The organism is Aliidiomarina iranensis, assembly GCF_003987135.1.
In the GTDB taxonomy this organism is placed as follows: domain Bacteria; phylum Pseudomonadota; class Gammaproteobacteria; order Enterobacterales; family Alteromonadaceae; genus Aliidiomarina; species Aliidiomarina iranensis.
In genome coordinates this window covers 88791-102633 of the sequence record NZ_PIPJ01000009.1, presented here as the reverse complement: position 1 = coordinate 102633, position 13843 = coordinate 88791, and the positions used below count along the sequence as shown (strand labels likewise).

The following is a 13843-nucleotide window of genomic DNA, read 5'->3' as shown; positions in this document are numbered from 1 at the left end:
TTTCGCTGAACAGAAAATAACCGATGCGGATAGGCTCATATCAGCTTGCGAACAATGTATTACTTGCACCAATGGCAGGAATCACCGATTTGCCATTCCGTCGCTTATGCGTGGAACTTGGTGCAGGCATGGCAGTTTCGGAAATGCTTTCGAGTAATCCGAGAGTGTGGGATACAGCGAAATCAAGAGCGCGAATGGTACATTCCAATGAGCCCGGCATTCGTTCTGTACAGATTGCCGGTTCAGATCCGGAAATGATGGCCTCGGCAGCTCAGCACAATGTGGCTGAAGGTGCTCAGATCATCGATATCAACATGGGATGTCCGGCGAAAAAGGTAAATAAAAAATTAGCGGGTTCGGCCTTGTTACAAGATCCTGAACTCGTTGAGCGAATTCTGCATAGTGTTGTTAACGCAGTTGATGTGCCAGTAACACTAAAAATAAGAACGGGTTGGGCCCCTGAACATCGCAACGGTGTAACCATTGCGAAAATAGCAGAACAAGCAGGAATTCAAGCGCTAGCGGTGCATGGGCGAACGCGCGCTTGTATGTATAAAGGTTTTGCGGAGTACGACACCATTGCTGCAATTAAAGCCGCGATTAATATTCCGGTGATTGCCAACGGTGATATTACCTCCCCCCAGAAAGCACGGGAGGTACTCGATTACACCGCAGCTGATGCCGTGATGGTTGGCCGTGGCGCTCAAGGAAATCCATGGATTTTCCGCGAGATTGTTCACTACCTTCGCACCGGGGAGATGCTTGCAGCTCCAAACGGCACAGAAATAGCCCAGGTGATGAAACGGCATATACGCCAACTCCATGAACTGCACGGTGAGCATCGTGGCATGCGCATCGCTCGCAAGCATATTGGTTGGTACATGCAGGGTAATTTGCAACAAGCTCCAGGCTCTTCTGACTTTCGGCGTGAATTTAATACGCTGGAATCAGCAGAAGCTCAGCTTGCTGCACTTGAACATTATTTTGTTAACTTTAACGAGAGATAAGAGCGCTATTATGTTTGACCAAAACGGAAATCGTGATGCAGTAACCACGCCTTTGACTACCATTGGCCAAAATTCTAACCCGAAGCCATTACGGAACTCGGTAAAGCAGGCGCTAAATAACTTCTTAAAGCAGTTAGATGGGCAAGATCCAGATGATTTGTATGAGCTAGTATTAGCAGAAGTTGAAGCACCGTTGTTGGAAGAAGTAATGACATACACTCGCGGTAATCAAACTCGCGCAGCCACTATGTTAGGCATTAACCGCGGCACCCTGCGTAAAAAATTAAAAAAATATGGTATGAACTAAAGCTCGCACAGCGAGAGTTAGTGAGTTGTTGATTAGATTTTACTAAACAACTCGGCATACAGAGGCCAACACCTAAAAAGGTGTTGGCTTTTTTATTGCTCAACCTCAAATAGTGTAATTTAACGCCGTATTCCTCGATTAACGGGATTGTTACCAGGATTTGCCTTTGCGGAACCGATGCGGCTCGGGTAAAGTGCATAGCGTTCCTTTTCTCAGCTGGATATTATTACTATGAAGTTATTTATTGCCTTTATTGTTGGTGCTGCTCTAACAGCCGCTATTACTTTAAATCTCATGCCAAGTGCAAATTCAAACGCTACTGCCAAGCCACTTATTGCGGCTGCGAATGCCTCAGATGCAGTTGTTTCCGAATCTGAAATTACTGAGGAAGAAGCGTTAATTGCCGCAATTCGGAGCCAAAGCCCACAATTTCAAAATGCACCTATTACGGTATTTCGAGAGCTTAGCGAATTTGGTTTCCCAAACTTTTACGAAATCTCGATTGGCAGCCAAAGCATGATAGTAAACCGTAGCGGGGAATATGCGGTACTTGGCGATTTATTCCAACTTGAGGGCGTAAACAACTTATCGGCTAACTTTCGGAATGAACGTTTAGCCACCGCAGCAGAAAATGAAATGGCTAATATCAGTTCTGAGTTAACCATTGCCTTTCCTGCTAACCAAGGCGTTCCCGAACTCGGTTCGCTGTATATTTTTACCGATCCAACCTGCCCTTATTGCCAACGTTTGCATAACGAAAGGGAAACCTACGCTGAGGCCGGGGTAAACCTCTATTACATTCCTTACCCACGTTCGGGCTTAAATGGTGGGCGTGATTACCAGGAACTACTGCAAATCATGTGTGCCGATGATTCAGCACAAGCCATGACCGATTTTAAGAACAGTGAAGCTGGAAACAAATATGCCATTCAAGGCGATGACACGGAATGCCGTGAGCTAGTGCGCCAAGGCTTTGCTATGGGCCAGCGCATTGGCATATCGGGCACGCCATTTATTATCCAATCAACCGGTGGTGTTATTCCCGGGTATAACCCAGCGCGCGCAATTATCAATCAATTACGCCAAGACCAATAAGCTAAGAAATCGCACAGCATTTTCGCAATTAAATTTATCCATAAGCAAGGTGGGTAGTAGTTCGCTTCTACCCACTTTTCCCGTATAATACTCAACCGCACCCTGATCATTAGCGTTAACGCCAAGTTACCCGAATGATTATCCTCTCTAGCTAGCAAAAACGAGAACTGACCATGAGCCAGATCCGCCCTATCCAACGTGCGTTACTCAGTGTTTCCGATAAAACCGGTATTGTTGAATTTGCCAGTGCGCTGCATCAGCGCGGCGTAGAAATTTTATCTACCGGCGGCACCGCGAAACTTCTAGAAGAATCCGGAATTCCTGTAATTGAGGTGGCCAGCTACACGGGCCAACCAGAAATCATGGATGGCCGAGTAAAAACTCTGCACCCGAAAATTCATGGGGGTATTTTAGCGCGCCGTGATCAAGACCAAGCGGTGATGGCTGAACATGGCATTGGCCCAATTGATTTAGTGGCCGTTAACTTATATCCGTTTGCCGAAACGGTTAAAAAGCCCGGCTGTAGCTTTGCCGATGCGATTGAGAACATTGATATTGGTGGCCCCACCATGGTTCGAGCAGCGGCTAAGAATCACAACGATGTTACTATTATCGTAAATGCACAGGATTATGATCGGGTGTTAGGTGAGCTTGCCGAGTTCTCGGGTGTTACCGATGCCACGCGCTTCGATCTCGCAGTTGCTGCATTTGAGCACACAGCCGCTTATGATGGCATGATTGCAAACTATTTTGGCCAACGCTTGCAGAATCCAGCTGAGCCAGAACGTTTTCCTCGCACTCTTAATTTCCAACTTGAGAAGAAACAAGATCTCCGTTACGGCGAGAACAGCCACCAAAACGCGGCTTTCTACATCGACCCAAGCCACCATGAGGCTTCCGTAGCTTCATCTACGCAACTGCAAGGCAAGGCACTTTCATTTAATAACATTGCCGATACCGATGCTGCCCTAGAGTGCGTAAAATCATTCACTTCACCGGCCTGTGTAATTGTGAAGCACGCAAACCCTTGTGGTGTTGCGATCGGAGCAAACATTCAGGAAGCCTACGAGCGAGCCTTTAAAACCGATCCTACCTCAGCCTTTGGCGGCATTATTGCGTTCAATGAGCCACTTGATGAACAAACGGCGCATTTGATTATCAACCGCCAGTTCGTTGAAGTGATTATCGCCCCTGGTGCCAGTAAAAAGGCACAAACTATAGTAGCGGCGAAAAAGAATGTGCGCTTATTGATTACCGAAGCTTTCGGTACGCGCAAAGCGCAATTTGATTTCAAACGCGTGCAAGGTGGCTTGTTAGTGCAAGATATTGACCATGGGTTGGTGGCAGATTCCGAATTACAACTAGTAACCAACGCGAAACCTAACGATCGCGAGCTCAATGATTTATTGTTCGCTTGGAAAGTAGTTCGGTACGTAAAATCAAACGCCATTGTGTACGCGAAAGATGGCATGACCATTGGTGTAGGCGCCGGCCAAATGAGCCGTGTGTATAGCGCCAAAGTAGCGGTTTTAAAGGCAGAAGATGAAGGGCTAGAAATTGCCGGTTCAGTTATGGCTTCCGATGCCTTTTTCCCATTCCGCGATTCTATTGATGCGGCTGCACAGGCGGGTGTAAAAGCGATTATTCAACCGGGTGGCTCGATTCGCGATAATGAAATTATTGAAGCCGCTAATGAACATGGTATCGCCATGGTATTTACGGGAATGCGCCATTTCCGTCATTAATCCGTACTGATAAGTGAATCGAGGGGCAATAAATATTGCCCCTCAGCATTTACACTACTAGGATTAGCAAATACTCACAGAGGATACACTTATGAAACCTTCACTTTTTTACGGCAGCACTCTCGTACTTAGTTTAGGCTTGGTAGCCTGCCAACCATCAGCACAGCAAGCTCCGGCGGCAGCGGTAGAAATTCCAGCTACACACAATCTAACCAGCATGTTACATAACACTGCGCGAACGCCGGCCAATGCAGCGCGTGATGAATATCGCAATCCGGTAGCAACACTTGAGTTTTTTGGGGTTGAACCCGACATGACCGTAGTGGAAATTTGGCCAGGTGGCGGTTGGTATAGTGAAATCTTGGCTCCGTACTTGCAGCCTTATGGCCAGTTTTATGCCGCACACTTCCCGCAATCAGAAACGCGTAATTTTTATGTGAATTCTCGTAACCGTTACATTGAGCGGGTAGCCTCAGATCCATTATTTGCCAGTACCGTGGTAACCGAATTCGCGCCTTTAGAGCAAACTCCCATTGCGCCTGCTGGTAGTGCCGATGTGGTACTTACGTTTCGCAATGTACACAACTGGTATATGGGTGATGGCGATGATGCACTCGAAGGTGCGTTTGCTAGCTTTTTCACAGCATTAAAACCGGGCGGCGTGTTGGGCGTGGTTGATCACCGGCTACCCGAAGATCGCCCAGATGCCGATATGCGTTCATCGGGCTATGTGAAACAAAGCCTTGTTGTGCGCTACGCTGAGCAAGCTGGTTTCGTGTTAGCCGATAGTAGCGAAGTAAATGCTAATCCGAACGATTCAGCCGATCATCCTCGTGGTGTGTGGACACTTCCGCCAACACTACGCTTAGGTGATGAAAATCGGGCTCATTATCAAGCCATTGGTGAAAGCGATCGCTTCACCCTAAAATTTATAAAACCTGAAACGAGTGAATGAGTGAATCCATGAAAGTTTTGATAATTGGTGGTGGCGGCCGTGAGCATGCCTTGGCGTGGAAAGCGGCCCAATCTACTCGAGTAGAACACGTATTCGTAGCCCCCGGTAATGCCGGTACAGCGCTAGAATCGATGATAACTAACGTGAGTATCGATGCTGCAGATATTGATGCACTGTTGGCGTTTGCTCAAAAAGAGAAGATTGAACTTACGATTGTTGGGCCAGAAGCGCCATTGGTGAAAGGTGTTGTAAATACTTTTCAGGCGCATGGCTTAGCTATTTTTGGCCCCACCAAGGGCGCAGCTCAACTAGAAGGCTCAAAAGCGTTCTGTAAAGATTTTTTAGCACGGCATAATATTCCAACTGCCGCCTACGAGAACTTTACAGCGATTGAGCCTGCCAAAGCATACGTGCGAGCTAATCAACTACCGATTGTAATCAAAGCTGATGGTTTGGCGGCTGGTAAAGGCGTGATTATTGCTGAAAGCATAGCGCAAGCCGATGCGGCTATTGATGACATGCTCGCCGGTAATAAATTTGGCGATGCCGGTAGCCGGGTGGTTATTGAGGAATTTTTGGTGGGCGAAGAGGCAAGTTTCATTGCCATGGTGGATGGCGATACTATCTTGCCCTTCGCTTCTAGCCAAGATCACAAAGCTCGGGATAACGGCGATAAAGGCCCAAATACCGGTGGGATGGGCGCTTACTCGCCAGCACCCGTGGTTACACCCGAGGTTGATCAGTGGGTTATGGAACATGTAATGAAGCCCACCGTGGAGGGAATGCGTGCCGAAGGCAACACCTACGTTGGTTTCCTCTACGCTGGCTTAATGATCGCCCCTGATGGTACTGCTAAGGTGCTAGAGTACAATTGCCGATTCGGTGACCCAGAAACTCAACCGATCATGCTGCGGTTACAATCAGATTTGGTAGCCTTGTGTTTAGATGCCCTTGCCGGCCGATTGGGCGACACGCCAATTGAATTCGATACCAGAGCTGCAGTGGGTGTTGTTATGGCCGCAGGTGGCTATCCTGAGCACTACAACAAGGGTGATGTGATTAGCGGTATCCCTAACGCAACCGAAGATAGCAAAACCTTTCATGCTGGCACTAAAAATAATGCCGGTGATGTGGTTACTGCCGGTGGCCGAGTGCTGTGTTGCACAGCCTTGGGCCCATCGGTAACGACAGCTCAACAACGCGCTTATGAGCTGGTAAAATCCATATCATGGGAAAATGCTTATTTCCGCACAGATATTGGCCATCGCGCCATAAAACGTGAGCAAAGCTAAAATTCGAAGCACGCTACTAAAAAGTAACGCTTAAAGAAATGGCTCCCGCGGGAGCCATTTCTTATTAATCTTCTACCACCAAATCATCTTCGGTAGAGCTAGCGCTATCGTAATCACCGTCGTCTTCAACTACTTTCGAGCGGCCATACATGCTGCCAACCTTCGGGCGATTAATTCGCGCTGTATATTTCACCCAAGCTTTTTCTACTTGAGTTTCAGCTTCTTTTTGGCCAAGTGCTACCGCTAACAACGATTTATCTTCTTCAGTTTCAGCGGTGTACTCACTATTTAACATTGCAGTTATTAAACAACCGTAATGTAAAAGTGCATCGCTTTCTCGAATCGAAAAATCACCGGAGCGAGCGAATCCATAAGGATAATTACGGAAGTCATTAAAAGGCTTCCGAAGCAAGGTATCACGGGTTTGAGTCGCCATATCATTTCCACCATTCAGACAACTAATGCCAAACGAGTTCGCAAGACAACTAATGCGAAACAAGTTCGCAAAACAATTCGCAAAAAATTATTTCGAAAAAGCAGCGCACTGCAATATTCAAGAAACGATATAGAGGCGATTAATTGTTTTGTCAATCTTTTTCGTGCAAAACGGTTTATTTATTCGCGAACGAATCATCAAAGCAACGCACAACATGCTGGTAAGAGATATAAATTGAATAACTCAGATGAGAAATAGAAAAGGCAGCCCTAAGGCTGCCTTTCAAAATTTGGAGCGGGAAACGAGATTCGAACTCGCGACCCCAACCTTGGCAAGGTTGTGCTCTACCACTGAGCTATTCCCGCTTGGTGCTGTCTGTCGACTGCGAGCGCATTTTACTGAATTCGGGGGCCAATGCAACCCCCTTTCATCAAGATTTTGTCTGTTCGGCGAAAAAATGTTCGCGATAATAACGAAGCTCTTCAATCGATTCAATAATATCGGCCAAAGCTTCATGTTTATTGTGCTTTTTAAAGCCAGGCAGTATTTCTGGTTTCCAGCGCTTCGCCAACTCTTTAACAGTACTTACATCTAAGTTGCGGTAATGAAAGAATGCTTCTAACGTAGGCATGTAACGCGCCAAAAAACGTCGATCCTGACCAATGCTATTACCACACATAGGCGATACACCAGGCTCTAAGTGCTGCTTCAGAAATTCAATGGTGGCCAACTCTGCCTCGGCTTCCCGATAAGCACTATCTTTTACTCGTTGCACTAATCCCGATTCACCATGTGTGCGAGTATTCCATTCATCCATAGAATTCATTCTCTCTTCACTTTGGTGTACGGCAATTACCGGGCCTTCGGCAACGATATTTAGTTCATCATCAGTAATGATGGTAGCAATTTCGATAATCACATCATTTTCAGGGCTGAGGCCTGTCATTTCTAGGTCAATCCAGATTAAACGCCCAGTGTTATCACTCATCTTTCATCTCCTTTACCATTCTTTCGTAATGCTATCACGGAGCCTTCAAGAATGGTTAACTTCCATTAACTCTCGGCGTCAGTATTTGCTATCATGCAGCCTATACACACCAAGGTAACTCAGGAATAGATTTGGCAAAGCGAACAAAACTCACTAAGGGGCAAATGCGGCGCGTGCGTTCGAACCGTGATCAACGGCTCGCTAAACGTCAATCCGAAAATGAAACCGAGTGGCAAGACGACCAACTCGGGCGGCTTGAATCCGGCCGCGTAGTGAGCAGATTTGGCCAACACGCAGATATTTTAACCGATACCGGCGAAATTTTACGCTGCAATATTCGCCGTAATGTGAGTACTTTGGTAACCGGCGATAGAGTAGCCTGGCGCCGAGCTGCGGCTACTGAACAAGGTTTACAGGGCGTAGTTGAAGCGTCTGAGGATCGTGAATCGGTTCTTTGTAGGCCCGATCAATACGATGGCATCAAGCCCATTGCTGCTAACGTGGAGCGCATATTTATTGTTTCCAGCCCGCAACCTGCTTTTTCCGATCAAATTATTGACCGCTATTTAGTGGCTTGTGAAGATGCTGGTATTGAACCTGTGATTGTGATGAATAAAACTGATTTAATTCAGGCTGAAGAAGCAGAACACATCGCCAATCGATTGGCAGTGTATGCAGCCATGGGTTATCAAGTTCTTCATGCTAGCGCTACTACCAATGAGGGCATTGCTGAACTGCGTGCTGCCTTTGAAAATAAAATTTCGGTATTAGTGGGGCAATCTGGAGTAGGTAAATCATCGCTTATTCAGGCGGCGCTTCCTGAGGTAAGTTTGGCCATTGGTGCCATTTCTAGCAACTCCGGATTAGGGCAGCATACAACCACAGTAGCGCGTTGGTTTCCATTAGCGAAGGGCGGCGCACTTATTGATTCACCCGGCATTCGAGAATTCGGCCTGTGGCATATTGCTGCTGATCGTGTTACCTACTGCTTCAAAGATTTCCGACCGTTTTTAGGTGGTTGTAAATTCCGCGATTGCAGCCATACATCGGATCCGGGTTGCGCTCTGCAACAAGCAGTGGCCGATGGCGAACTAGACGCAGGCCGGCTCGAGAACTATCATCGTATCATTCAATCGCTCCAGCAAAACTGAGGAATATCCGTGGCTAATTTTGATCGCCTTAAAATTACATTACAGTACATCACGCCAAAGCACTTAATTTCTCGCGCGATGGGAAAGTTTGCCAGTGCTGAAGCCGGATGGTTTACGCGGGCATTCACCCAGTGGTTTATTAAACGCTACAACGTGGATATGAGTGAAGCCGCAGAATCAGACCCACGCGCTTATGCAACCTTCAACGCATTTTTTACGCGACCATTGCGCGCTGATGCACGCCCTCTTGAAGCCGCCGAGGGCGAACTCGCACACCCTGTTGATGGCGCAGTAAGCCAATTAGGTTCAATAAAGGGCGATACTATCATTCAAGCAAAAAACCACGATTACAGTATGCAAGAGCTGCTTGGTGGTGATTATGATTTAGCCAAAGAATTTACGAACGGTTCATTTGCTACCATTTATTTAGCGCCTCGAGATTATCATCGTATTCACATGCCACTAAAAGGTACGTTACGGCAAATGATTTATGTGCCCGGCGATCTATTCTCCGTAAATCCATTTACCGCCGAGAATGTGCCTAATTTGTTTGCGCGCAATGAGCGTGTTATTGCGGTGTTTGATAGTGAGAAAGGCCCGTTTGCAATGGTGCTCGTTGGCGCAACTATTGTTGCCAGTATCGAAACAATTTGGGCAGGCACGGTAACGCCTCCGCGCGGCCCCGGCATACACAGCTGGGATTATCCAGCTTCAGGCTTAAATAGCATTAAATTAGATATTGGTGAAGAAATGGGCCGCTTTAAGCTTGGCTCTACGGTAATTCTTGTATTTCCTGAAGATATGATGGAATTTGCTGCTAACTTAGAACCGCAAACTGTTACTCGCATGGGTACAGTAATGGGAACACTGAAGTAACTTCCGTTTAAGGATTTCAGATGCTGGTTATTGCCCATCGAGGTGCCAGTGCCGAGGCGCCTGAAAACACCGTAGCGGCGTTCAAGCGGGCTTTAGATACGCACGCCGATGCGATTGAAATTGATATTATGCAAGTGGAAGACGAGATATACGTTTTCCACGACCGCTATTTGCGTCGGCTCGCCGCTCAGCCGGGTCGATTTATCGATTTAAGCAAAGCACAAGTTGCCGCTCTTCGTATCTTCAGCCAGCACCCGGTACCTACTCTCAAAGAAACTATCGCTCTTATTCGTGGGCGCTGTTTACTGAATATCGAATTAAAAAGTGACGTTGACCTCGAATTACTCGCCGAACATCTTCGAGACGCAGAAAGCGAACACGCCTTCAACACCGAAACACTTTTAGTATCCTCGTTCAATCATCATTGGCTACAAACGCTAAAACAACTCTTACCGGAGCTTCGTATCGGTGCACTTACCGCTGGCTGTCCGCTAGGTTTGGCGCGCTTTGCAGAAGATTTGCAGGCTTGGTCGGTGCATATTGATATCGGTTTTGTTACCCAAGCGTTTGTGAGCGATGCACACTCACGCGGCTTACAGGTGTTTGTATACACCGTAGATGAACCGGAGGATATCCAGTTTATGCGGGATATTGGCGTTGATGGCATCTTTACCAACCACCCCCAACACACCCGCAATGTATTGTTAGGGCACACGAATAAATCACCCTACGGGATTTAAATTTCCAGCTTTCTAAATGAATAATCGCCGCAACCCCCGAAGCTAATAAAAAAAGCTGCTGAACCGAAAGGCCAGCAGCTTTTTGCAACTCATTATCAGAGGCCAGTGCTTAGATATTTTTAGCTTCAGCTAAGGCTTCATCTTCGGCACGACGATCCGGGTATTCAGCTTCCAAAGCTTCGAGTTTTTTCTCAAGCTCTTTTGGTGAACCTGTGTTCTTCGCCAAGCCCATGTATAACGCAGGCACTAAGAAGATGGTCATAAAGGCCGAGAAGGCTACACCACAGAAGATTACAATACCAATTACCATCCGGCTTTCGGCACCAGGGCCACTCGCTAATACCAAAGGTAACGCACTCATCAAAGTAGTGAACGCGGTCATGATAATTGGCCGTAAACGCAAACGAGAAGCCCGAGCTAACGCATCTTCAAAACGCATACCCGCATCGCGAAGCTGATTCGCAAACTCTACGATTAAAATACCGTTTTTGGCGGCTAAACCAATCAACATGATTATGCCAATTTGGCTATAAATATTAATCGTTTGCCCCGTGGCCCAGAGCCCAGCTACTGCACCAAATACTGCTAGAGGTACCGTGAGTATAATAACAAATGGATGCACGAAACTCTCAAACTGAGCGGCTAACACCAAGAAGGTAATAGCGAGCGCTAGTGCGAAAATGAAGATAATCGTACTGCCGCCCTCTTGATAGAGCTGTGATTGCCCTTTGTAATCAATCATCACATCATCAGGTAATTCCTCGGCAACAATATTTTCTAAATAAGCCAACGCATCACCCAATGAGTAACCTTCTGCTAAATTACCCGTAATCGTTACGGCGCGCATGCGGTTATAGCGGTTCAATTGCCGTGCCGTTGCGCCCTCAGTAACATTTACAAGGTTCGACATTGGTACTAATTCGCCAGTGCGTTGCGAGCGAACATAAATGTTATCGATATCTTGTGGAGAACGATAATCTGCACGTTCGCCTTCAAGCAGCACGTTATATTCTTCGCCTCGATCCTGATAGCGTGTTACTTGCCGTTGCCCCAACATACTTTCCAAGGTGCGGCCGATATCACCCACCGAAACACCTAAATCGGCTGCGCGCTCTTGGTCAATTTGAATGAGTAATTGCGGCACTGTTTCATCATAATCACTATCGAGTGAGAGTAAGCCCGGATTATCCGCCGCCTTTTCTAGCACGATATCCCGATACCGCGCTAAATCTTCGTAGGTATTTCCCTGCAACACAAACTCAATTGGCCGGGAGCTACCACCGCCCCTTATACCTGTTCGCATGTTGGCAAATGCAACAACATCGGGGATTTGTTCAAGCTTGCCACGAATCTCATTGATTAATTCAAACGAACTCCAATCACGTTGATCAAAAGGCACAGTACCAACAATAGCTACACCGGCACTATTACCCCAACCGGGAGTACGCACGATGAGCCGATCGATCTTGCCTTCATCGATATAAGGAAGGAGCACACTTTCTACGATTTGCATATTCCGTGAATTTGATTCTTGACTCGCCCCCTCAGCTGCACGAACAATCACGAAGAAGTTTCCGCGATCCTCTGGTGGAACAAATTCTTGGCCCAACCGATCAAGCAACAAATATGCACCAAAGCCCGAGAGCACAACAAGAATAAAGGCCATTGCAGGTACGGTAATGGTTTTCTTAACCATTCTCTCGTAGCCTTCTTCGATCTTTTTAAAGTTGCGATCAATAAGGTTACTGAAGCCCGTGTTCTTCTCTTTCTTCTTCAGAATTTTGGAACATAACATGGGCGAAAGTGTAAGCGCGGTAATGCTTGAGAAGGCCACTGCCGCCGCGAGCGCTATGGCAAACTCAGTAAACAACAGGCCAATGTTACCCTCAAGGAAAATTAGCGGCACGAATACTGATATCAGCACTAAAGTTGTGGCAATCACGGCAAAACCAACCTCGCGCGCGCCACGATAAGCCGCAAGCAATGGCGGATCGCCCGCTTCCACCCGCCGGTAGATATTTTCTAACACAACAATGGAATCATCCACCACCAAACCGATAGCCAGAACAAGCGCCAACAAGGTAAGCAAGTTGATAGAAAACCCGAGTGCATATAGCACAATATAAGATGATAGCAGCGCCACCGGCACCGTAATTGCCGGAATCAAGGTTACACGCAGATTTCCTAAGAATAGGAAAATCACAATCACTACCATCGCCATAGCAATGAAGAGCGTGTTGTAAACCTCTTGAATGGAATCACGAATAAAAATTGAAGAATCGTAGCTCGGTACCAAAATCATACTTGCCGGCAAGGTTTGCCGTAGGCGTTCTACTTCCTCATTTACTTTATCCACTACATCCAAGGTGTTGGCATCTGATTGGCGGATAATGCCGATACCCACCATATTGATGCCATTGCCTCTAAATTCCGAACGGTCATCCTCGGCTTCCAACGACACCCTGGCTACTTCACCTAAGCGCACTAAATAGCCATCGGAACCGGAAATAATACTTAAATTAGCAAAATCAGTTGGCGATAAATAACTACGGGCAACTCGCACAGAAAATTCACGATCGCGAGATTCTATCGTACCTGCTGGTAACTCAACGTTTTCCGCGCGCAAGCGATTCTCAATATCGGTAACCGTAATACCACGAGCAGCCATGGCATTGCGATCCAGCCATAACTTCATGGCATAGCGGCGCTCACCACCGATATTCACTCGCGCCACACCATCAACTACTGCCAATCGATCAACAATAAACCGATTAGCAAAATCAGTAAGCTCTAGGGTGGTCATGTTTTCACTGCGAAGGTTATACCAAACAACCGTATCTTCATCGGCGTTGGCTTTAGTAACCTCCGGGGGTTGAACTTGCTCAGGTAGGCTTCGAATTACTCGTTGCACTCGCTCCCGAACATCGTTAGCGGCGGAATCAATATCGCGATCACCTTCAAATTCAATGGTGATAGAAGAGCGGCCATCACGGCTGCGAGAGTTGATTGATTTAATGCCCTCAATCCCACTTATCCGTTCTTCAATAATTTGCGTAATTTGCGATTCAATAATTTCGGCATTGGCGCCAGGATAACGCGTATCCACGGAAACCACGGGTGGCTCGATGTTTGGGTATTCTCGAAGTGGTAAGGAAGTAAAGGCAACAACCCCGAAAATAATTAAAAGCACGTTGATAACGGTGGCAAAAACGGGCCGTTTTACTGAGGCATCTGATAAAAACATGAATTAC

The 13843-nt window shown here is 46.9% G+C and carries 12 protein-coding genes and 1 tRNA gene; 9 read left to right on the top strand and 4 right to left on the bottom strand.

The features are described 5' to 3' along the window. The first annotated feature begins 23 nt into the window (after positions 1-23). The 6 genes from dusB (at position 24) to purD (ending at position 6401) form a co-directional block, all read left to right on the top strand. The gene (gene dusB / locus CWE08_RS10700; RefSeq protein ID WP_126768145.1) at positions 24-1007 is read left to right on the top strand and encodes a tRNA dihydrouridine synthase DusB; all 984 of its coding nucleotides are present in this window, start codon (positions 24-26) and stop codon (positions 1005-1007) included. A gap of 10 nt (positions 1008-1017) precedes the next feature. Continuing rightward, on the top strand, positions 1018-1314 hold the full coding sequence (fis, locus tag CWE08_RS10695) for a DNA-binding transcriptional regulator Fis (RefSeq protein ID WP_007419918.1): 297 nt from the start codon (positions 1018-1020) through the stop codon (positions 1312-1314). A gap of 231 nt (positions 1315-1545) precedes the next feature. Continuing rightward, a complete protein-coding gene (locus CWE08_RS10690; RefSeq protein ID WP_126768143.1) occupies positions 1546-2409 on the top strand; it encodes a DsbC family protein in 864 nt (287 codons plus the stop codon). 173 nt (positions 2410-2582) lie between these two features. After that, positions 2583-4154, top strand: a complete 1572-nt coding sequence (gene purH / locus CWE08_RS10685; RefSeq protein ID WP_126768141.1) for a bifunctional phosphoribosylaminoimidazolecarboxamide formyltransferase/IMP cyclohydrolase — start codon at positions 2583-2585, stop codon at positions 4152-4154. 91 nt (positions 4155-4245) lie between these two features. Further along, the gene (locus CWE08_RS10680; RefSeq protein ID WP_126768140.1) at positions 4246-5109 is read left to right on the top strand and encodes a class I SAM-dependent methyltransferase; all 864 of its coding nucleotides are present in this window, start codon (positions 4246-4248) and stop codon (positions 5107-5109) included. 8 nt (positions 5110-5117) lie between these two features. Continuing rightward, on the top strand, positions 5118-6401 hold the full coding sequence (gene purD / locus CWE08_RS10675) for a phosphoribosylamine--glycine ligase (protein ID WP_126768138.1): 1284 nt from the start codon (positions 5118-5120) through the stop codon (positions 6399-6401). A gap of 64 nt (positions 6402-6465) precedes the next feature. On the opposite strand, the gene CWE08_RS10670 is transcribed toward purD, so the two are convergent. The 3 genes from CWE08_RS10670 to orn form a co-directional block, all read right to left on the bottom strand. Then, positions 6466-6837 (bottom strand): MaoP family protein, encoded by a 372-nt coding sequence (locus tag CWE08_RS10670; RefSeq protein ID WP_126768137.1) that lies wholly within the window; start codon positions 6835-6837, stop codon positions 6466-6468. A 290-nt stretch (positions 6838-7127) separates the two neighbouring features. Beyond that, positions 7128-7202: transfer RNA gene (locus CWE08_RS10665), tRNA-Gly, on the bottom strand. Positions 7203-7267: 65 nt separating this feature from the next. Next, on the bottom strand, positions 7268-7825 hold the full coding sequence (orn, locus tag CWE08_RS10660; RefSeq protein WP_126768135.1) for an oligoribonuclease: 558 nt from the start codon (positions 7823-7825) through the stop codon (positions 7268-7270). A gap of 131 nt (positions 7826-7956) precedes the next feature. On the opposite strand from orn, the gene rsgA reads away from it, so the two are divergent. Genes rsgA through CWE08_RS10645 form a run of 3 tightly spaced genes read left to right on the top strand, consistent with a single transcriptional unit; the run spans position 7957 to position 10592 of the window. Further along, positions 7957-8976, top strand: coding sequence for a small ribosomal subunit biogenesis GTPase RsgA (rsgA, locus tag CWE08_RS10655; protein WP_126768134.1), 1020 nt, complete (start codon positions 7957-7959; stop codon positions 8974-8976). Between the two features lie 9 nt (positions 8977-8985). Next, a complete protein-coding gene (gene asd / locus CWE08_RS10650; protein ID WP_126768132.1) occupies positions 8986-9852 on the top strand; it encodes an archaetidylserine decarboxylase in 867 nt (288 codons plus the stop codon). Positions 9853-9872: 20 nt separating this feature from the next. Continuing rightward, positions 9873-10592, top strand: a complete 720-nt coding sequence (locus tag CWE08_RS10645) for a glycerophosphodiester phosphodiesterase (RefSeq protein WP_126768130.1) — start codon at positions 9873-9875, stop codon at positions 10590-10592. A gap of 109 nt (positions 10593-10701) precedes the next feature. On the opposite strand, the gene CWE08_RS10640 is transcribed toward CWE08_RS10645, so the two are convergent. Further along, the gene (locus tag CWE08_RS10640; RefSeq protein ID WP_126768129.1) at positions 10702-13836 is read right to left on the bottom strand and encodes an efflux RND transporter permease subunit; all 3135 of its coding nucleotides are present in this window, start codon (positions 13834-13836) and stop codon (positions 10702-10704) included. Positions 13837-13843: the final 7 nt, after the last annotated feature.

Coding starts and splice junctions, on each gene's coding strand:
- dusB (WP_126768145.1), top strand. CDS start 24: ATGCGGATAGGCTCATATCAGCTTGCGAACAATGTATTACTTGCACCA.
- fis (WP_007419918.1), top strand. CDS start 1,018: ATGTTTGACCAAAACGGAAATCGTGATGCAGTAACCACGCCTTTGACT.
- CWE08_RS10690 (WP_126768143.1), top strand. CDS start 1,546: ATGAAGTTATTTATTGCCTTTATTGTTGGTGCTGCTCTAACAGCCGCT.
- purH (WP_126768141.1), top strand. CDS start 2,583: ATGAGCCAGATCCGCCCTATCCAACGTGCGTTACTCAGTGTTTCCGAT.
- CWE08_RS10680 (WP_126768140.1), top strand. CDS start 4,246: ATGAAACCTTCACTTTTTTACGGCAGCACTCTCGTACTTAGTTTAGGC.
- purD (WP_126768138.1), top strand. CDS start 5,118: ATGAAAGTTTTGATAATTGGTGGTGGCGGCCGTGAGCATGCCTTGGCG.
- CWE08_RS10670 (WP_126768137.1), bottom strand. CDS start 6,837: ATGGCGACTCAAACCCGTGATACCTTGCTTCGGAAGCCTTTTAATGAC.
- orn (WP_126768135.1), bottom strand. CDS start 7,825: ATGAGTGATAACACTGGGCGTTTAATCTGGATTGACCTAGAAATGACA.
- CWE08_RS10645 (WP_126768130.1), top strand. CDS start 9,873: ATGCTGGTTATTGCCCATCGAGGTGCCAGTGCCGAGGCGCCTGAAAAC.
- CWE08_RS10640 (WP_126768129.1), bottom strand. CDS start 13,836: ATGTTTTTATCAGATGCCTCAGTAAAACGGCCCGTTTTTGCCACCGTT.